Annotated in this window: 14 protein-coding genes and 1 pseudogene; 6 read left to right on the top strand and 9 right to left on the bottom strand. The window is 71.2% G+C overall.

Going from position 1 to position 19,727, the window contains the following annotated elements; all coding sequences use genetic code 11:
• Positions 1 to 310: 310 nt before the first annotated feature.
• Positions 311 to 1,027 (top strand): M23 family metallopeptidase, encoded by a 717-nt coding sequence (locus tag AB0B63_RS04590; protein WP_208567980.1) that lies wholly within the window; start codon positions 311 to 313, stop codon positions 1,025 to 1,027.
• 345 nt (positions 1,028 to 1,372) lie between these two features.
• Positions 1,373 to 2,125 carry a peptidoglycan DD-metalloendopeptidase family protein gene (locus AB0B63_RS04585; protein WP_357015132.1) on the top strand — a complete coding sequence of 251 codons (753 nt, stop codon included), beginning with the start codon at positions 1,373 to 1,375 and terminating at the stop codon, positions 2,123 to 2,125.
• Positions 2,126 to 2,184: 59 nt separating this feature from the next.
• Here AB0B63_RS04585 and pcrA read toward each other — a convergent pair whose 3' ends face one another.
• Positions 2,185 to 4,587 carry a DNA helicase PcrA gene (gene pcrA, locus AB0B63_RS04580; RefSeq protein ID WP_357014581.1) on the bottom strand — a complete coding sequence of 801 codons (2,403 nt, stop codon included), beginning with the start codon at positions 4,585 to 4,587 and terminating at the stop codon, positions 2,185 to 2,187.
• A gap of 245 nt (positions 4,588 to 4,832) precedes the next feature.
• Between pcrA and AB0B63_RS04575 the strand changes: the two genes are divergently transcribed.
• Complete coding sequence (locus tag AB0B63_RS04575) at positions 4,833 to 6,683, top strand: bifunctional metallophosphatase/5'-nucleotidase (protein ID WP_357014579.1); 1,851 nt, start codon at positions 4,833 to 4,835, stop codon at positions 6,681 to 6,683.
• 298 nt (positions 6,684 to 6,981) lie between these two features.
• Positions 6,982 to 7,350, top strand: coding sequence for a chorismate mutase (locus AB0B63_RS04570; protein WP_208567977.1), 369 nt, complete (start codon positions 6,982 to 6,984; stop codon positions 7,348 to 7,350).
• Positions 7,351 to 7,481: 131 nt separating this feature from the next.
• Here AB0B63_RS04570 and AB0B63_RS04565 read toward each other — a convergent pair whose 3' ends face one another.
• The 8 genes from AB0B63_RS04565 to AB0B63_RS04530 all read right to left on the bottom strand — a co-directional run bounded on the left by AB0B63_RS04565 (position 7,482) and on the right by AB0B63_RS04530 (position 17,343).
• Positions 7,482 to 8,495 carry a dipeptide ABC transporter ATP-binding protein gene (locus tag AB0B63_RS04565; protein WP_208567976.1) on the bottom strand — a complete coding sequence of 338 codons (1,014 nt, stop codon included), beginning with the start codon at positions 8,493 to 8,495 and terminating at the stop codon, positions 7,482 to 7,484.
• A complete protein-coding gene (locus AB0B63_RS04560; protein WP_208568134.1) occupies positions 8,488 to 9,516 on the bottom strand; it encodes an ABC transporter ATP-binding protein in 1,029 nt (342 codons plus the stop codon). Before AB0B63_RS04560 ends, AB0B63_RS04565 begins: the two co-directional genes overlap by 8 nt.
• Before the next feature lie 26 nt (positions 9,517 to 9,542).
• Positions 9,543 to 10,514, bottom strand: a complete 972-nt coding sequence (locus AB0B63_RS04555; protein WP_208567975.1) for an ABC transporter permease — start codon at positions 10,512 to 10,514, stop codon at positions 9,543 to 9,545.
• A gap of 75 nt (positions 10,515 to 10,589) precedes the next feature.
• Positions 10,590 to 11,516: an ABC transporter permease gene (locus AB0B63_RS04550; RefSeq protein ID WP_357014576.1), complete on the bottom strand. Its 927-nt coding sequence runs from the start codon at positions 11,514 to 11,516 to the stop codon at positions 10,590 to 10,592.
• A gap of 155 nt (positions 11,517 to 11,671) precedes the next feature.
• Entirely contained in the window at positions 11,672 to 13,315 is a 1,644-nt protein-coding gene (locus tag AB0B63_RS04545; protein WP_357014574.1) for an ABC transporter substrate-binding protein, read from the bottom strand.
• Between the two features lie 718 nt (positions 13,316 to 14,033).
• Positions 14,034 to 15,221: a thioester domain-containing protein gene (locus AB0B63_RS04540; RefSeq protein ID WP_357014572.1), complete on the bottom strand. Its 1,188-nt coding sequence runs from the start codon at positions 15,219 to 15,221 to the stop codon at positions 14,034 to 14,036.
• 168 nt (positions 15,222 to 15,389) lie between these two features.
• Positions 15,390 to 16,076 carry a response regulator transcription factor gene (locus AB0B63_RS04535; protein WP_208567972.1) on the bottom strand — a complete coding sequence of 229 codons (687 nt, stop codon included), beginning with the start codon at positions 16,074 to 16,076 and terminating at the stop codon, positions 15,390 to 15,392.
• Between the two features lies 1 nt (position 16,077).
• The gene (locus AB0B63_RS04530) at positions 16,078 to 17,343 is read right to left on the bottom strand and encodes an ATP-binding protein (protein ID WP_208567971.1); all 1,266 of its coding nucleotides are present in this window, start codon (positions 17,341 to 17,343) and stop codon (positions 16,078 to 16,080) included.
• 168 nt (positions 17,344 to 17,511) lie between these two features.
• Between AB0B63_RS04530 and AB0B63_RS04525 the strand changes: the two genes are divergently transcribed.
• Positions 17,512 to 19,110: a PspC domain-containing protein gene (locus AB0B63_RS04525; RefSeq protein ID WP_357014569.1), complete on the top strand. Its 1,599-nt coding sequence runs from the start codon at positions 17,512 to 17,514 to the stop codon at positions 19,108 to 19,110.
• Positions 19,107 to 19,442, top strand: a pseudogene (locus AB0B63_RS04520) (hypothetical protein); the annotation flags it as partial. The gene AB0B63_RS04525 and the pseudogene AB0B63_RS04520, both read left to right, overlap by 4 nt.
• Positions 19,443 to 19,727: the final 285 nt, after the last annotated feature.

Below are 19,727 nucleotides of genomic sequence, written 5' to 3'. Positions count from 1 at the left end.
GGGCCGGACCCCTACCGTGCCGACCGGCGACCCGGAAGCCGGACGCCTCCGCCGAACGGTCACGGTGCGCGACGAACGGGCAGGAAGAGGGACAGCCGTCCGGCGTCTGGAGCTATGACAATGAGGGACGGAAAGGGACAGAAGGAATCGCCGCTTCGGTGCCTACGCTTGTGACCGGAGCGGTGGAGGGCTAACGTGTCCACGGTTGTCATCAGGTCCACGGACGGGTGATGACGCGATCTACGACCGTTCGATCAGCTGCACCGAACGGTCGGAGATTGCATCGGATCCCCGACAACGGAGGGTGTGCGTGCGCCAGCGCCTGTCGTCTGAGCCCGATAGATATCGCGGCCGCCGCCGTGTACCAACCCCCCCACGGAGCCGCTACGCGGCGGTCGTCACCACCGCGTTCGTCGGTGCCGGGATCGTCGCGCTCGGCGCGGGGGCGATGCCGGACGCCAAGAGCGTCAGCCCGTCGGTTCTCGACGAGCTCCGGCAGGCCTCGATCACCAGCCAGGACGCCGCCGCGCGGGCCGACGCCGCCGACCGGGCCACCCGCGACAACGCCCGGGACACCGCGGCGGGCGTCGACGAGCAGGACCCGTGGCTGCTGCCCATGCAGGGCTACGACTTCAACTCCCCGTACGGCATGCGGTGGGGCAAGCTGCACACCGGCATCGACCTGGTCGCGCCGGAGGGCACCCCGTACGTGGCCATCCACTCCGGCACGGTCACCAAGGCCGGCTGGTTCGGCGGTTACGGCTACGCGGTGATCGTCCAGCACGCCGACGGCAGCGAGGCCATCTACGGTCACTCCTCCGCGGTGAGCGTGCACGAGGGCCAGCAGGTCAAGGCGGGCGACCAGCTCGGCCTGGTCGGCAACACCGGCCACTCGTACGGCGCGCACCTGCACCTGGAGGTCCACGTCAAGGGCCAGCCCCTCGACCCGGTGCCGTGGCTCCAGGAGCGCGGAGTGGACATCAAGCTACAGGTCGAGGCGTACTACACCGAGAAAGCCGCCTCCTGACCCTGCGTGACGCCTGTTGACCGCCCGGATCTACGGATCCGGGCGGTTTCGCGTGCGGGTAAGTCTGCTGCGTCACACACCGCGATGTGACCGACGACACTGGCGACCCGGCCCGGTCAACGGGGCAGACGACACCCCGACGGGACATAGCCGGGCAGCCCTCCGGGACGGTCGGGGCTACCCGCCGGTACCGGTTCCCGTCCCGGCGCGCTCCGACACCCAGGATGGTCCGGTCCGAATCCCCTGAGTGTGTGAAGGTCCGCCGTGCAGGAAGACAACGACAGCACCACCGACAGCACCACCCGCACTGCCAGCATCACCCGCAACGCGCGGATCTCCGCCGCCGTGATCCGGCACCGGCGGCGTCACCCACGCGGCGCACGCGCCCTCGCCGTCGGCGTGGTCGCCCTGGTCGGCCTCGGCCTGGCCGGGACCGCCACGGCCGCCCTCGACCGGGACGACGCCCCCGAGCCGGCCGCCGTCGCGCTCGACGCACAGGCCCGTGCCGACGCCGCCGACCGTGCCGACCGGTCCACCCGGGAGTCGACCGCCCCGGCCAGCCCCAGCGCCGTGCCGACCCCCACCAGCGCCAGTCCCACCCCGACGGCCGCCCCGACGCGGAAGCCGAAGGCCAAGCCGAAGGTCACCGCGAAGCCGAAGGCCGTCGCCAGGAAGACCACCGCTCCCAAACCGAAGTCGTCCTGGGTGATCCCCATGGCGGGGGCCGGGATCACCTCCTGCTACGGGCAGCGCGGGGGCGCCCTGCACGCCGGAATCGACTTCGCCATGCCGGCCGGTACCCCGATCCACGCCGCCGCGGCCGGCACCGTGGTCAAGGCCGGCGACGTCGGCGACGGCTACGGCATCTCGGTCTTCGTCGACCACGGCAACGGCTACCTGACCCACTACGCCCACCAGAGCAGCGTGAAGGTCGCCGTCGGCGACCGGGTCGGCGTCGGCGAGGTGCTCGGCTACGAGGGCTCCACCGGTGACTCCACCGGCCCCCACCTGCACTTCGAGGTGCACCAGGGGCAGATGTGGAACCAGATCGACCCGGCGCCGTTCCTGCGCGCCCGGGGCATCGACGTGGCCTGCTGAGCCGCGACGGCGAAGGGCCCGGCCCGGCGTGCTGCCGGGCCGGGCCCTTCGCCGTCGCCTCAGAGCTTGTCGAGCGGGGCGTGCCGCAGCACCAGCCACATGGTCTGGTCGCCGAAGTCGATCTGCGCGCGGGCGCTCGGCCCGTGGCCCTCGACCGCGAGCACCCGCCCCAGGCCGTAGCGCTGGTGGTTGACCCGGTCACCGGCCGACACCTTCGGCCCCTGCGGCAGCTCGCTGGCGGTGGCCAGCCGACTGGCGTCGACCCCGAGCCGTTTCGCCAGCTCCGTCGCCCTCGGCGTGCCCCCGGTGAAGCCGCCACGCCCGCCGGGCACGCGGTCCGCACGCCCCCCGACGCCGCCGCCCCCACCGGCCCACGAGGTGTACGTCCCCTCGGTGCGCTCCCAGCGGACCAGCTCCGGCGGCAGCTCCTCCAGGAAGCGCGACGGCGGGTTGTACGACGGCTGCCCCCAGGCCGAACGGGTGACCGCCCGGGACAGGTAGAGCCGCTGCCGGGCCCGGGTGATGCCCACGTACGCCAGCCGCCGCTCCTCCTCCAACTCCCGGGTGTCGCCCAGTGACCGCAGGTGGGGGAAGACGCCGTCCTCCAGGCCGGTCAGGAACACCACCGGGAATTCCAGGCCCTTGGCGGTGTGCAGGGTCATCAGGGTGACGACCCCCTGGTGGTCGGGGTCGTCGGAGGGGATCTGGTCGGCGTCGGCGACCAGCGCCACCTGCTCCAGGAAACCGGCGAGGGTGGCCCGCTCACCGTCCTCGCCCAGCGCCTCGATCCGCTCGGTGTACTCCCGGGCGACGCTGACCAGTTCCTGGAGGTTGTCGACCCGGCCGGCGTCCTGCGGGTCGAGGCTCTCCTCCAGCTCGGTCAGGTAGCCCGACCGGGTCAGCAGCGCCTCCAGCACCTCCTCCGGGGTGCCCTCCTCGGCCAGCTCGCGGGCACCGTCGAGGAGCGCGACGAACTCGGCGATGGAGTTGGCGGCCCGGGTGGAGATGCCCGGTGCCTCCCGGGCCCGGCGCAGCGCCGCGCCGAAGGAGATCCGGTCCCGGCTGGAGAGCGCCTCGACGCACGCCTCGGCCCGGTCGCCGATGCCCCGACGTGGGGTGTTCAGCACCCGGCGGAGGCTGACCGTGTCGTCGTCGTTGACCACCGCGCGCAGGTAGGCCAGCGCGTCGCGGACCTCCTTGCGTTCGTAGAAGCGCACCCCGCCGACCACCTTGTAGGGCAGGCCGACCCGGATGAACACCTCCTCGAAGACCCGGGACTGGGCGTTGGTGCGGTAGAAGACGGCCACGTCGCCGGGGCGGGTCTCCCCCGCGTCGACCAGCCGGTCGACCTCCCGGCCCACCCAGTCGGCCTCGGCGTGCTCGGTGTCGGCGACGTAGCCGACGATCTGCTCACCGGCCCCGGCGTCGCTCCACAGCCGCTTGGGCTTGCGGGAGGTGTTCCGGTCGATCACCGCGTTGGCCGCGTTGAGGATGGTCTGGGTGGAGCGGTAGTTCTGCTCCAGCAGGATCGTCCGGGCGTCGGTGAAGTCCCGTTCGAACTCCAGGATGTTGCGGATCGTCGCGCCCCGGAACGCGTAGATCGACTGGTCGGCGTCGCCGACCACGCACAGCTCGGCCGGCGCGATCCCCTCGGTGCCGGCGACCAGCTCCTTGATCAGGGTGTACTGCGCGTGGTTGGTGTCCTGGTACTCGTCGACCAGGACGTGCCGGAACCGGCGGCGGTAGCTCTCCGCGACGTGCGGGTGCGACTGGAGCAGGTGCACCGACGTCATGATCAGGTCGTCGAAGTCCAGCGCGTGCGCCTCCCGCAGCCGCCGCTGGTAGAGGGTGTACGCCTCGGCGAGCGCCCGCTCGTTGGGGCCCGTGGCCCGGCCGGCGAACTCCTCCGGGTCGGTCAGCTCGTTCTTCAGGTTGGACACCTGGGCGGCGAGCCCCCGGGCCGGGTAGCGCTTCGGGTCGAGATCCAGCTCCCGGGCGACCAGTTGCATCAGCCGGCGGGAGTCGTCGGCGTCGTAGATGGAGAAGGTCGACTTCAAACCGGCGTGCTCGTGCTCGGCGCGCAGGATGCGCACGCAGGCGGAGTGGAACGTCGACACCCACATCAGCCGGGCGCGCGGGCCGACCAGGTGGGTCACCCGTTCCTTCATCTCACCGGCGGCCTTGTTGGTGAAGGTGATCGCGATGATCTCGCCGGGGTGGACGTCCCGCGCGGCGAGCAGGTAGGCGATCCGGTGGGTGAGCACCCGGGTCTTGCCGGAGCCGGCCCCGGCCACGATCAGCAGCGGCGAACCGGAGTGGGTGACCGCGTCCCGCTGGGGACCGTTCAGGCCCTCCACCAGGTCCTGCGGATCGAGGCGGCGGGCGGGGCCGGGCCGGCGCGGCGGGACCGACGCGGGCTCGGGCGCGGGCGGGGACGCGGGGATGTCGAAGAGAGGATGCATCGCACGGCGAGTCTATGCCGTCGGCCGGACACTTCCCGCCCGCGCACGCCCGACCGGATGCCGTACCCCCGCCGGCCAACCGTCACGGTCCATCTGCCGCAGCTCCCCCGTGGCCCCGGCGACCGCCCCGACCGGACTGAGACGAACCTGTCACGGTGGCCCCACTGGCATCTTGGGTCCCGAGGCGCGACGATGACCCGGGAAATCCCCGCCTGCTCCCCCGTAGACGACTTGGGAGAACAACCATGAGTCAACCGCGCTCGCGCGGTCGGGCCGTGCTGCGTCACCTCGCCGCGCCGGTCCTCGCCCTGGCCGTCGTGGCCAGCCTGCCCAGCACCGGCCGCACCACCACGCCGCCGGCCGACGCCGCCCCCGGGGCCGGCCTCGCCCCGGTCGCCGTCTCGTACGCCACCGCGACGGGTGGTGAGGTCAAGGGCCAGTTCCTCAGCTACAACGACTTCCACGGCGCGATCGACCCGCCCGGCGGCAGCGGCGCGACCGTCAACGGCACCCCGGCCGGCGGGGTGGAATACCTGGCCACCTGGCTGAAGAAGCTGCGGGCCGAGGCGAAGGCCGAGGGCCGGGTCACCACCACCGTCGGCGCCGGCGACCTGATCGGGGCCACCCCGCTGGTCAGCGCCGCCTTCCACGACGAGCCCACCATCGAGCTGATGAACCAGATCGGCCTGGACGTCAGCTCGGTCGGCAACCACGAGTTCGACGAGGGCGTCAAGGAGCTGCTCCGGATCGACAAGGGCGGCTGCCATCCGGTCGACGGCTGCCAGGACGGCGACGGCTTCGCCGGCGCGAAGTTCACCTACCTCGCCGCCAACACCATCAACAAGAAGACCAAGCTGCCGATCCTGCCCCCGATCGACGTGAAGTTCGTCGGCGGCGTGCCGGTCGGCTTCGTCGGGGTCACCCTGGAGGGCACCCCGGGCATCGTCAACCCGGCCGGCATCAAGGACGTCACCTTCACCGACGAGGTGCAGACCGCCAACAAGTGGGGCGGCCTGCTCAAGCTCTTCGGTGTCAAGGCGATGGTGCTGCTGGTGCACGAGGGCGGCGCGCAGTCCGCGCCGCCGGCCACCCCGGGCGTCTCCGACTGCGCCAACTTCTCCGGCCCGATCGTCGACATCGTCAAGGGCCTGCGGCCGGAGTTCGGCGTGGTGGTCTCCGGGCACACCCACCGCTTCTACTCCTGCTCGCTGCCGAACTCCTCGGGCAAGCCGAGCGTGGTCACCAGCGCCGGCAACAACGGCCAACTGGTCACCGACATCGACTACTCGCTGGACCGGCGGACCGGCCGGTTCACCGGCATCACCGCGAAGAACGTGATCGTGGAGAACGGCGTGCGCAACGCCGACGGGACCTGGCAGCAGACCGGCGGGGTGTTCGCCAAGAACCCGGCCCTGGTCGACGCGGGCGCGAAGACGCTGGCCGACAAGTACCGCACGGCGGTCGCCCCGATCGCCAACCGGGTGGTCGGGAAGATCAGCGCGGACATCGTCCGGGACGCCCGGCCCAACGGGGAGAGCCCGATGGGTGACGTGATCGCCGACGCGCAGCTGGCGTACACGAAGGGCGACGGGGCGCAGCTCGCGCTGATGAACCCGGGTGGCGTTCGGGCCTCCCTGTCGTACGCGGCGTCGGCCGGTGGTGAGGCGCCGGGCGAGGTGACCTACGGCGAGGCGTTCACCGTGCAGCCGTTCAACAACCTGGTGGTCACCCAGACGTTCACCGGCGCGCAGCTCAAGGACGTGCTGGAGCAGCAGTTCGTCGGCTTCAAGGGGCAGACCACCCAGCGCATCCTCCAGCCGTCGGCCGGGCTGACCTACTCGTACGACAGCACCGCCCCGGCCGGCTCGCGGGTCAGCGCGCTGGCCCTGAACGGCACCCCGGTCGACCCGGCGGCCAGCTTCCGGGTCACCACGAACGACTTCCTCGCCAACGGCGGGGACGGGTTCACCGAGCTGGCGGGTGGCGCCGGCCGGACCACGGCGCCCGGTTTCGACGTGGACGCCCTGGTGGCGTACCTGGGTGCCGGGGAGCCGGTCGCCCCCACGGCGGCGGACCGCATCACCCGGTTGGGCTGATCCGAGGGCCGGGCTTCCCGTCGGCGCGTCCGCGCGCCGACGGGGGCCCGGCCCGATCCCGTCGGCGGGGGACACGGTCGCACCCGGTGGCCGGGGACTGCTTGCGCGGACCGGCTTCCGGTCGGCATACTCGACGACGTGATCGAGCGGCGGTTCTTCTTTTACTACGGCACCGGGAGTCCGGCAGCCGTGGGTCGCGCCTGATCGACAGGACCTACGAAAGCCCCGGGCTCGGAGAGCCCGGGGCTTTTTCGTCCCGGGATCCGAACACCGGGCCCGAGACCCGAGGGGTACGACGATGATGACTGACGTGGTGGAGTCCAGCGGTGGCCCCGCGCGGCACGACGAGCCGGCCGGGGCCGATCCCACGGAGACCGACCCGACCGGAGCCGCTGCCGCCCGTACCGGCACCGGTGACACGGCGGCGGCCGAGCGGATCGTGGCGATCAGGGAACGGATCGACGAGATCGACCGGACGCTGATCGCGCTCTGGCAGGAACGGGCGGCGCTCTCCCAGGAGGTCGGGGTGACCCGGATGGCCTCCGGGGGCACCCGGCTGGTGCTCTCCCGGGAGCGCGAGATCCTGGAGCGCTTCCGCACCGAGTTGGGGGCCGACGGTACCCAACTCGCGCTGTTGCTGCTGCGGGCGGGGCGCGGCCCGCTGTAAGGGCGGACCGCCAGGCGTTGCGGAAGGGCGGACCGCCCGGGTGTTGGGGGTGGAGCTGCCGGACCACGGGCCGGTAACGACGAACCGCCTGCCGCCGTCGGGGTGACGGTGGCAGGCGGCCCGGGTGTGGCTCACGCGTCGTGCGTGGCGACGATCTCCCGCTTCTCGGCGAAGTGGCAGGCGCTCGGGTGGTCCGAGCCGGGGCGGATCTCCAGCAGCGGCGGCTGCTCGGCGCAGAGGTCCTGCGCCTTCCAGCACCGGGTGCGGAACCGGCAGCCCGACGGCGGGCTGATCGGCGACGGGACGTCACCGGTGAGCCGGATGATCGCCTTGTTCTCCCGCAGCGTCGGGTCCGGCACCGGCACCGCCGACAGCAGCGCCTGGGTGTACGGGTGGGTCGGCCGCTCGTAGATCTCGTCCTCGGTGCCGATCTCCACGATCTTGCCGAGGTACATCACCGCGACCCGGTCCGACAGGTGCCGGACCACCGACAGGTCGTGCGCGATGAACACGTACGACAGGCCCAGCTCGTTCTGGAGCTTCTCCAGCAGGTTCATCACCTGGGCCTGGATCGAGACGTCCAGGGCGGAGACCGGCTCGTCGCAGACGATCACCTCGGGGCGCAGGGCGAGCGCCCGGGCGATGCCGATGCGTTGCCGCTGACCGCCGGAGAACTGGTGCGGGTACCGGTTGATGTGCTCCGGGTTGAGGCCGACCAGGTCGAGCAGTTCCTTGACCTTGTCCCGGCGGCTGCCCCGCGGCGCGACCTCCGAGTGGATCTCGAACGGCTCACCGATCAGGTCACCGACGGTCATCCGCGGGTTCAGCGAGGTGTACGGGTCCTGCATCACCAGCTGGATCTGCCGGCGCAGCCGCCGCAGCGCGCCACCGGAGAGCTTGGCGATGTCCTGGCCCTTGTAGTGCACCGTGCCTGCGGTGGGCTTCTCCAGGTTCATCAGGACCCGGCTCAGCGTCGACTTGCCGCAGCCCGACTCGCCGACCACGCCCAGCGTCTCCCCGGCCTTGAGGTCGAACGAGACGCCGTCGACGGCCTTGACCTGGCCGATGGTCTTCTTGAACACGATGCCCCGGGTGACCGGGTAGTGCTTGACCAGGTCACGGACTTCGATGATGTTGTCAGTCACGGTTCACCAGCTCCTCGGCGAAGTGGCAGGCGCTGGCCCGACCGGTGCCGATCTGCAACAGCGGGGGGACGGTCTCCCGGCACACCGGCTGCGCCATGGGGCAGCGCGGGTTGAACGGGCAGCCCGGCGGGATGTTCATCAGGTTCGGCGGGAGGCCCTTGATGGTGCGGAGCTGCTGCCCCTTCTCGTCCAGCCGGGGGATCGAGTTGAGCAGGCCGAGCGTGTACGGGTGCGCCGGCTTGGCGTACAGGTCGTAGACGTCGGCTTCCTCGACGATCCGGCCGGCGTACATGACCGCGATCCGGTCCGCGACGTCGGCGACCACGCCGAGATCGTGGGTGATCAGGATCATGCCCATCCGGCGTTCCCGCTGGAGTTCACCGAGCAGGTCCATGATCTGGGCCTGCACGGTCACGTCCAGCGCGGTGGTCGGCTCGTCGGCGATCAGCACCTCGGGGTCGAGCGCCAGCGACATCGCGATCATCGCGCGCTGCCGCATACCGCCGGAGAACTGGTGCGGGTAGTTGCTGAACCGGCCCTTGGCGTTCGGGATCTTGACCTGGTCGAGCATCTCGATCGCGCGCTTCTTGGCGTCGGAACGGCTCATCCCGCGCCGGACCCGGAACTGCTCGGCGATCTGGAACCCGACGGTGAAGACCGGGTTCAGGGCGGAGAGCGAGTCCTGGAAGATCATCGCGATGCCCTCGCCACGGATGCGGCGACGTTCCTCGGCGGACATGGTGAGCATGTCCTTGCCGTGGAAGCGGACCTGACCGCCGGTGACGAAGCCGGGCGGCATGTCCAGGATGCCCATGATGGTCTGCGCGGTGACGCTCTTACCGGAGCCGGACTCGCCGAGCACGGCGAGGGTCTCCCCCGCGTCGACGTGGTACGTCACTCCGTTGATGACCTTGGCGACGCCGTCCCGGGTGCGGAACTCCACCCGCAGGTCGTCGACCTCGAGCAGCCGGCCGGAGGGGCGACCGGACCCGTCGGCGCCGGGCGCGGACTGCTCGGACACGAGAATGTCGGACAACTCAGTCTCCCCTATCGGAGCTTCGGGTCGAGGGCCTCGCGGACCGCCTCGCCGAGCATGACGAAGCTCAGCACGGCGGTGACGAGGAACGCGGAGGGGAAGAAGAGCAGGAAGGGCGAGACCCGGAGGTAGTTCTGCGCTTCATTGATCATGATGCCCCAGGAGACCACCGGGCTCTGCAGGCCGATACCCAGGAAGGACAGGGTGGCCTCGGCGCCGATGAAGGAGCCGATCATGATCGTCCCGTAGACCAGCAGCGGCGCCAGGCAGTTCGGCAGCAGGTGCTTGAAGATGATCCGGCCGGTGCTGGCACCCATCGCGCGGGCCGCCACGATGTAGTCGGCCTCCTTGGTGGCGAGCACCGAGGAGCGCATCAGCCGCATCACCACCGGCCAGCTCAGCAGCACCAGCGAGCCGATCACCAGGAACTTGATCTCCCACTCGCCGTTGTTGGAGCCGGCACCGTTGAACGTGGTGAGGATGACGATCGCGCCGAGCACGAACGGCAGGCCGAAGAAGATGTCGGTGATCCGGGAGAGCAGGCCGTCGACCCAGCCGCCCTTGTAGCCCGCGATGATGCCGACCGCCCCGCCGATCAGCAGGGTGCCGATCGTGGAGAGCAGCGAGACCACGATCGAGGCGTTGGCGCCGTAGATCACCCGGGCGTAGACGTCCCGCCCGAGCACGTCGTAGCCGAACCACGCGTCGCCGGAGGGCTCGAGCCGGCTGCGGGAGAGCGCGGTGGCGTCCGGGTCACCGGAGGTGAACAGCGACGGGAAGGCCGACATCACCACGAAGAGCACGATGAAGATGGCGGAGATCCAGAACAGCGGCTTGCGGCGCAGGTCGATCCAGGCGTCGCCGAGCAGGCTGCGCGGCTTCTCCTTCTTGCCCGTCGGGCCGACGGTGGCCGGGGAGCTTGCCTCGGTCAACTGCTCGGGACGGGGCGTGCTCACGATCGAAGCGGCACTCGGGTCGCTCATGCCTGCACCTCGCTGCGCTCGGCGCCGGCCTGGTTGCCCGCGCACACTGCAATGACGATTCGTTCGCTGCTGCGCTCACTCATAGCGGATCCTCGGGTCCAGTGCGGCGTAGAGCAGGTCCACCAGCAGATTCATCACCAGGTAGACGAGCACCAGCACGACCACGATGGAGACAACGGTAGCGCTCTCCTTGGTGACGATCGCCCGCAGCACGGTGCGGCCGATGCCGTTGATGCCGAAGATGCCCTCGGTGATGATCGCGCCACCCATCAGGGCGCCGAGGTCGGTGCCGAGCAGGGTCACCACCGGGATCAGCGAGTTGCGCAGCAGGTGGATACCGACCACCCGGCGCATCGGCAGCCCCTTGGCGATCGCGGTACGCACGTAGTCGGCCCGGCGGTTCTCCGCGATGCTGGTGCGTGACACCCGGGCGATGTACGCCATCGACGCGCTACCCAGCACGAAGCCCGGTAGGAGCAGTTCGGTGATCCGCATCTCGTTGGAGACGGTCGGCTTGACGATGCCGAGCTTCACACCGAAGAACCACTGGAGCACGAAGCCGACCACGAAGACCGGCAGCGCGATCAGGAAGAGCGTGGAGACGAGGACCAGGTTGTCCAGGAAGCCGTTGCGGCGCAGGCCGGTGAGCACACCGGCGGTGAGACCGATGACACCCTCGATGACCAGGGCCACCAGGGCCAGCTTGAGGGTGTTCGGGTACGCGGTGGCGATGATCTCGCCGACGTCGCGCCCCGACCAGGTGGTCCCGAAGTCGCCTTGCAGGAGGTTCTTCATGTAGGTGGCGTACTGCACGAACCAGGGCTGATCCAGCTGGAACTTCTCGGTCATCATGGCCCGGTAGTTGTCCGGACAGCCACGGTCACCGCACTTGCCGGCGAACGGGTCCCCGGGGACCTTCCACACCAGCAGGTAGATCATCAGCGTCGTCCCGATGAAGACCGGGACGAGTTGGAGCAGCCGTCTCACCAGATAACGGCCCATGGGGTGGTCCTCCTGACAAGGGGTGTGCCGGGGGCGGGGGTGCGGCCGACACGGGTGGCGACAACGTGGCGAGGGGTGGGGTGCACGCACTCGCGGAACGGCCCCGGGTCGGGCTCACCGGTAGGCGAGCCCGACCCGGGGTCAGACCGAACGGATCAGAGCTCGACGGAGGTGATGTCGAGCTCGCCGACGTTGGTCAGCTCCATCTTCTTGATCTTCTCGGAGTGACCGGACTGCTGGCCACCGAAGTAGATCGGCATCGACGGAACGTCCTGGTCGATCTTCTCGACCGCCTTGGCGAACAGCTCGTGCGAGGCCTCCAGGCTCGGGGCGGAGCTGGCCTGCTTGGACAGGGCGTCCACCTCGGGGTTGCTGTAGAGACCGTCGTTCGAGGAGCCACCGGTCACGTAGAGCGGGTTGACCCAGTTCTCCACGTCCGGGTAGTCCTGCTGCCAACCGGCACGGTAGGCACCGTCCATCTTGTGGGCGTTGATGTTCTGCCGGAAGACCGCGAAGGTCGGCACACCGACGGCGACCGCGTCGATACCCAGGGTGTTCTTGACCTGCCCGGCGACGGCCTCCATCCAGTCCTTGTGGCTGGCGTCGGCGTTGTAGTACATCTTCAGCTGCCCGGTGAAGCCACCGGCCTCGGCCAGCAGGGCCTTGGCCTCGTCCGGCTTGAACTGGCAGGCGGTGCAGTTGCCCGGCTTGGCACCCGGGGTCAGCGGGTTGGCCCAGCTGTCGGCCGGCTTGCGGTTACCGAAGAAGATCTTGTCGGTGATCTCCTGCCGGTTGATCGACAGCGAGATCGCCTTGCGCAGCTTCGGGTTCTGGAAGCGCTTGTCGTAGATCGGGAACGCGATGATGCCGGTGGACGGCGTGGTCGACGGGATCGCCCGGTCGGCCAGGTCGGCCTTCCACTTGTCGCCGGCCAGCGAGGAGACCGGAACCTGCTGCTGGAAGTCCAGGTTGTTGGAGACCAGGTCGTTGTAGGCCGCCGTGTCGTCCTGGTAGATCTTGACGTTGACGTCCTTGATCTTCATCTTGTCGCGCAGGTTGTAGTCGTCGAACCGCGTCAGCTTGATCGCGACGTTGTTCTCCCACGAGACGAAGCTGACCGGGCCGTTGCCGATCGGCTTCTTGCCGAAGGCCTCGGCGCCCTGCGAGAAGAAGGCGTCCGGCAGCGGCATGAAGGTGCTGTAGCCGAGCTTGGTCGGGAACACGGCGGTCGGCGCGGCGAGCGTGACCTCGAAGTTCCAGTCGTCGACGACCTTGAGGCCGGACATCTCCTTGGCCTTGGGCTCGGGCGCCTTCTTCGGGCCGTCACCGTCCGGGTCGGAGGTGTTGACGTCCTCGAAGCCGGCGATGTCGGCGAAGAAGCTGGCGTTCTGCGCGCCGTTCGGCGAGTACGCGCCCCAGTTCCAGGCGTCCACGAAGTTCTTGGCCTTGACGACGGTGCCGTCGTGGAACTTCGTGTTCTGCTTGATCTTGATCTTGTAGACCTTGGAGTCGGTCGTCTCGATCGACTCGGCCAGCGCGTTCTGCGGCGCACCACCGTTGTTGGGGTACTCGACCAGACCGGTCCAGAGCCAGTCGATGATCTTGCCGCCACCGGTCTCGGTGGTGTTCGCCGGAACCAGGGGGTTCTCCGGCTCGGTGCCGTCGACGACGATGGCCCCGTCCGAGCTGCTGGCGCCGCTGCTGCCTTCGTCGTCGTTACCGCTGGAGCAGCCGGACGCGATGAGCGCGAACGCCGCACCCATCGCAATGGCGCCGCTCGCCCGCTTCGAGACTCTCATTCCGAGGGGCCTCCTCTTTCTAACCTGGTTCCGTCGTGGGTTTCACGCACGTTGGGGGGTGACACCGCACGGCGATCATGTGTTACAGATCACCGGTTACCGCAGAGAAATCGGGACACCCCAGGGGTACCGATCCGCCGGGCCACCACACCCCCGCACTCGGCTCCCGGGCAGGCTCGACGACCACGATCCGTGCCGGAGGCAGCGGCGACGTGGTCGGCCGGGACACACGGGTGCCTCACATCGGGGGTGAGGTGCTGCCACTGTGACACCCACCGGCCCATTACGTGAAGGTGCCGTTATCAAGCCGTTAGTTGCCTGCCGTGTTGCCGATACTTGAGAAAAGATCATGAGATGCCCTGGTCGTACCGCTCTGAGCAGGTAAGACAGCAAGTCCGCTCGACCGGGTGGTGACCGCAGGGTCAGCAGTGTGAGCTTTGCCGCCGTCCGGTTGGCGTGCTCCGACCTCCACCGGGCGTCACCGCTTTCTGCCCGTCCGGCTGAGGGCGGCTTCGGCCAGCCGGAGCACAGTCCCAGCCAGCCGGCCGAAGACAGTCGACACACCTGCACCGCAGGTGACTGCCGGCCGCCGCCCGCCGACGACCGGCCCCTCCGCCACACCGCCCCCACGCCACCGGGTCTCGGGGCCCCCGCAGGGGTGACCGGTAAACAGCCGGCCCCGGCACCGTCGGGTGCCGGGGCCGCAGGGAGCCGTACGTCAGACGGTGAAGTGGACCTTGCGACGACGGACCAGCAGCACGGCCACCGCGCCGAAGGCCAGCAACGCCAGCCCCGCCAGGGCGGCCAGCGCGACCGGCGAACCGGTCAACGGCAGCCCGCCACCGTTGCTGGCGGGCGAGGTCGACGGTGCCGGGCTGGCCGGCGACGAGGAGTCGACCGGGGTGGCCGACGGCGACGGCGACGCGGCCGAGGGGGACGGCGACGGCGACCCGGACGGGGTGGCCGACGGCGACGGCGAGGCGGGGGCGGCGGCGAAACTCGCTGCCGCGTCGGCGTTCACCGAGGTGCCGGTGCTGCCACCCAGGATCAGCTTCTGCTTGGCGTTCTTGCCGCCGGAGAAGAGGAAGACCCGACCGAAGGAGACCGAGTCCGGCGCGGAGACCGTCACGGTGACCCGACCGGCGGCGGTTGCGGTCAGCCAGAACCGGCCACCGTTGGTGGTCGTACCGACCGGACGCCCCTCGGCGTCGACGGCACGGCCACCCTCGACCTTCAGCGCGATCTCCCCCGCCGGCCCGTGCACCGTGAACGGCCCGGCACGCCCGCCGGTGGTCGCGGTGGCCGACGCCGGGTCCAGGCTCAGCTCGGCCTTCGGCTCCGGCTGGTCGGTGGCGTTGCGCACCAGGTAGTCGTGCACCCGGCGGATCACGTCGTACTCGGCGGCGGCGGTCAGCCCCCGCTCCCAGTCGCCCAGGGTGACGCCGTCACTGAAGTGCCAGACAGCCGTCTGGGTGCCGAAGTAGAGCAGCGTGTCACGCCGGGAGTCGGGCAGCCCGGCGGGCAGGGTGGCCCCGGCGGCGGCGAGCAGCTTCGCCCGGTCGGCGTTGGGGTAGCCGTGGGTGAGCACCCACTGCACCCGCCCGAGGTTCTTCACCTCCGACTCGCCCCAGGTGCCCTCGGCGTACTCGCCGTCGCGGGCCACCGGGGTGTGGAAGTCGATGCAGAAGACCGGCACGGTGCCGTCCTTCAACTCCAGGGCCAGCGCCGAGGTCTTCTGCGCCCGACCGTCCAGCTTCAGCATGACGCCGGTACCCGGCACCGCCCGCGCCACGCCCTTCGTCGCCGGCTCGGCGGCGGCCGGACCGGCTGCGACGAGCACCAGCGCGCCACCGGTGACGAGCGCCGTGGCGATACCCGCCCAGCGTCGTCCTCGTTGTCCGAACATCAGTTCCGTGCACCTCTCCCCAGGGGTGGGCCCGCTCCCGGCGGGCCGGTGTGCGTCGCCCCCGGGCGGGGTCGTGACACCACCCGCACGCGCGAAGGCGACGGGGCATTATGCGACACGAATTGATCTCTTGTCAGCCCTGGGGCGATGCTCCCGGAATGGGAGGTCTCAGACGAGTCGTCGGTCCGCCGCCCAGCGGGACAACTCGTACCGGTTGGACATCTGGAGCTTGCGCAGCACGTTCGACACGTGCGTCTCGACCGTCTTGATCGAGATGAACAGCTCCTTGGCGATCTCCTTGTACGCGTACCCCCGGGCGAGTAGGCGCAGCACCTCGCGCTCGCGGTTGGTGAGCTGGTCCAGCTCGGGGTCGGCGACCGGGGCGTCCGGCCGGGCCGCGAAGGCGTCCAGCACGAACCCGGCCAGCCGGGGGCTGAACACGGCGTCCCCGTCGGCCACCCGGCGGATCGCGTCGGTCAGCTCGTCCGGGGAGATGGTCTTGGTCACGTAGCCCCGGGCACCCGCCCGGATCAGCCCGATCACGTCCTCGGCGGCGTCGGACACGCTCAGCGCCAGGAACTTCACCTGCGGGTGGCTACGGCGCATCGCCTCCAGCACCGCCCGACCCCCACCGTCGGGCATGTGCACGTCGAGCAGCACCACTTCCGGCCCGGTCGCGGCGATCCGGGCGACCGCCTCGGCCACCGTGCTCGCCTCCCCGACCACCTCGACGTGCGCGCCCAGCTCGGCCCGGACCCCGGCCCGGAACATGGCGTGGTCGTCGACCAGGAAGACCCGCAACCGCTCCACCCGGGTCGGGGCGTCCGAACCCGGTTCCATCGACTGCTCCGCCATCTCAGCTGTCCCTTTCCGCCGTGGAGCCGGTGCCGGTGATCGGCAGCATCAACCGGACCTCCGTCCCCTCCCCGGGCTCGGAACGGATCTCCGCCCGGCCACCGTGCCGCTTCATCCGCCCGATGATCGACCCTCGGACGCCGTGCCGGTGATCCTCCACCGTATCCGGGTCGAAGCCCTTGCCCCGGTCCCGGACGAAGACGCTCACCTGCTCCGGCTCGACCTCGGCGTAGAGCGACACCGTCTGCACCCCGGCATGGCGGGCCGCGTTGACAAGCGCCTCCCGGGCCGCCGCGACCAGCGCCCCGACCCGTTCGTCGGTCTCCCGGTCACCCACCACCACCGCCTCGACGGTGATCGCGAAGGTGTCCTCCACCTCGGCGGCGGCCTGTTCGAGCGCTGCCGCGAACCGTTCGGTCGGCGAGGCGGTCGGCTTGTAGAGCCAGTTGCGCAACGACCGCTCCTGGCCCCGGGCGAGCCGCTGCACCGTCTTGACGTCGCTGGCGTTGCGCTGGATCAGGGCCAGGGTGTGCAGCACCTGGTCGTGCACCATGGCGGCCAGTTCGGCACGCTCCTGCTCGCGGATGCGCCCCTCCCGCTCCGAGCGGAGCTGGTTCCACGTGCGCCACAGCACCGGGGCGGCCACCACCCCGACGCCGACCAGCCCGACCAACGCGAAGATCACCCCGTTGACCACCGCGTCGAGGTTCTGCACCGGCGAGTAGACCGCCGCCACACCGATGATGCCCACGGCGACCAGCACCGCGCCCCCGGCGAAGCGGAGCACGAAGGCCCGCCGGTCGCTCTCCTCCACCACCGCGCCGAGCCACGGCACCGGCATCGACCCGCTCCACTGCCGGCGGCGCTCCGGCGCGGACTGGTGCCAGATCACCCCGGCACCGACCGCGATGATCGCCACCAGCCAACCGGCGGTGCCCGCCGCGCCGACCGAGTCGAAGACCAGCACCTGGACCAGCAGCACACCGAGGCCGATCGCCACGAACGGCAGCAGCTGCCCGGGGTCCCGCCGGGGCGGGGTCGCGGTGTCACCCGGCCGCAGCGGCACCACCGCCCAGAACGCCGCGTACAGCAGCAGCCCCAGTCCGCTGAGCCCGAGCAGCACCATGAAGGCGACGCGTACCCGCAGCACCGAGATGCCGAGATGGTCGGCGATGCCGGCGGCCACACCGGCGGCCAGCCGGTGCTCGGGCGCCCGGTAGAGGCGCGGCGGCGGGGTCACGACGCTGATCGGAGGCTCCCTGGTCACGGTGGGTGGCGGACGGACACCCCGGAGTGTGGTGCCGCTCCGATCGTCACACGGGGACGACGGCACCGACCACGGGGACGCCCCGGACATCCGCCCACCGGGATCTCAGGGTGGGGTCAGGGTCGGTTCCGGAGGCGACTCGGCCCGGCGACCCCGCAGGATCGAGTCATGACCGAGGACCCTGCCCCGCCGCCGTACCCTCAGGTGGCCGCACCGGGTGGTATGCCGCCGCCCGGCTCCGCCGCCGGGCCACCCCCGGCGTCCCCGTCGCCCACGGGGGGCGACGACACGCCGCAACCGCCCGGGGGGTATCCCCCACCGTCCGGAGGCGCCAGCTTCACCTCACGGTACGGCCTGGTCCGGCCCCGTGACGGCCGCTACCTGGCCGGGGTCTGCGCGGCCATCGGCCGGGCCACCAACACCGACCCGGTGCTGTGGCGGGTGCTCCTCGCGGTGCTCGGGTTCTTCGGCGGGGTCGGCATCCTGGTCTACGTGGCCGCCTGGCTGATCATCCCGGGCGAGGGGGACAGCGCCTCGCCGCTGGAGTCGATGCTGGGCCGGGGCCGGTCGAGCATGTCCCCGATCACCGTGATCCTGTTGACCATCACGGTCGCGGTGGGCTTCGGTTACATCGTCACCGACGCGTTCCGGGCGGTGCTGCTGGGCGCGGCCATCCTCATCGGTGGTGCGCTGCTGCTCAACCGGGAGAGCCGCCCCGGCGTGCCGGCTGCCGCCGGTCCACCGCCCGGCCCGGCCGCCCCGCCCGGACCGGTCCCCCCGGTCGGCTGGCCGGCCCCCTTCGCCCCGGTGGCACCCGCCCCGCCGGCCCCCCCGTTCCCGTCGGATCGTGGCGGGCAACCCGCGGGGTGGCCGGCGGCCCGCACCGGCGAACCGGCCGGCTGGCCGGCGCAGACCCGTACCGCACCGCTACCGGCCTGGCCACCGGCCGCGCCGATGGAGCTGGCGGCGACCCGGGCGGAGGCACCGGCCTGGCCGCCCCGGCCACCGCTGACCGGTGTGCCCGCCGCCGCGCCGGTGACCGTCCCACCCACCGGTACGGGCTACCGGCCGCCGTTCGCGCCCCACGGCCCGTACGCCGGGGGCCCTCCCCCACCGCCGCCGCCCGCACCCCGGGTCAAACCGCCGAAGAAACCGAAGGAACGGTCGGCGCTGGGTGCCGCGACCTTCTCACTGATCTTCCTGGCCCTCGGCGTGGTCGCCATCCTGGACCTGCTGGACGTCTTCCCGATCGGCGCCGCCGGCTACTTCGCGGCGGTGCTCGCCACCATCGGGTTCGGGCTGCTCGTCGGCACCTGGTTCGGCCGGGCCCGCTGGCTGATCGCCCTCGGCCTGGTCGCCGCCGCCGCTCTCGGTGTCGCCACGGTCGCCGAGTCCTACGACCGGGTCCGGGGTGTCGACGGGGCGGTCACCTGGGCCCCGACCAGTTACCAGGAGCTGGCCGACCGCTACGAGAACAGCTTCGGTGACGCGACCCTGGACCTGCGTGCGGTGGACTTCGACAAGCGGGACACCGACCTGACCGTGGTGGTCAACTTCGGGGAGGCCACCATCGTGGTGCCGCCGAACGTGGACGTCACGGCCGTGACGAACGTCAAGGCCGGGGAGGCCACCGTCTTCGGCCGGCGCAGCTCGGGGCTGGAGGGGCAGGGCCGCCAGGTCACCGACCTGGGCCCGGACGGGGCCGGCGGCGGCACGCTGCGGCTCACCGTCCACGTCAACGCGGGCAATCTGGAGGTGATCCGGTGAAGGGCCATCGCACCGATCTGGTGTCGTTCGTCTTCGGGCTGCTCTTCGTCGGGCTCTCCCTCTGGTGGCTGCTCGCCCAGATCCTCGGGCTGGCCCTGCCCGCGGTGGGCTGGTTCCTGGCCGGCGCGCTGGTGCTCATCGGAGTGCTCGGGCTGGTCGGGGCGGTGCGCTCGGCCCGCACCCCGGACCGCCCGGTCCCGCCGGCCGACGGCGAGCCGGCCCTCACGCCGGCCGGCCGGGTGAGCGCCACGCCGGCCGGCCCGGTGAGCAGCACCCCGGGCAGCTCGGTGAGCAGCGCGCCGACCGGCCCGGCGGGCGGGGACGACGAACGCGCCGGCTGGCGGGACACCGCCGAGCTGCACCTCGGCGACCCGGCGCGCGAGCCGGGCCGACAGCACGGCTCGGACCACCGGCGCGAACACGAACCGGCGGCCCGGTCCGACGACCAGGACACTTCTCGGCGGCCGTCCGGCGACCTGGTGGACCCCCCGGTCACCGGCCCACCCGGGGCGTCCAGCTGACCGCACCGGTGCGGGCGGCGTCCGACGGCTCGTATGCTGGCCGGGGAGATCCCGCCTCCGCCGGCACGCGCCACGTCGTCGGGCTCCGCCGGTGCC

The organism is Micromonospora sp. NPDC049081 (assembly GCF_040648835.1).
Taxonomy (GTDB): Bacteria; Actinomycetota; Actinomycetes; order Mycobacteriales; family Micromonosporaceae; genus Micromonospora; species Micromonospora antibiotica.
The sequence above is the reverse complement of the archived record's forward strand: the minus strand, read 5'-3'. Positions and strand labels throughout refer to the sequence as shown.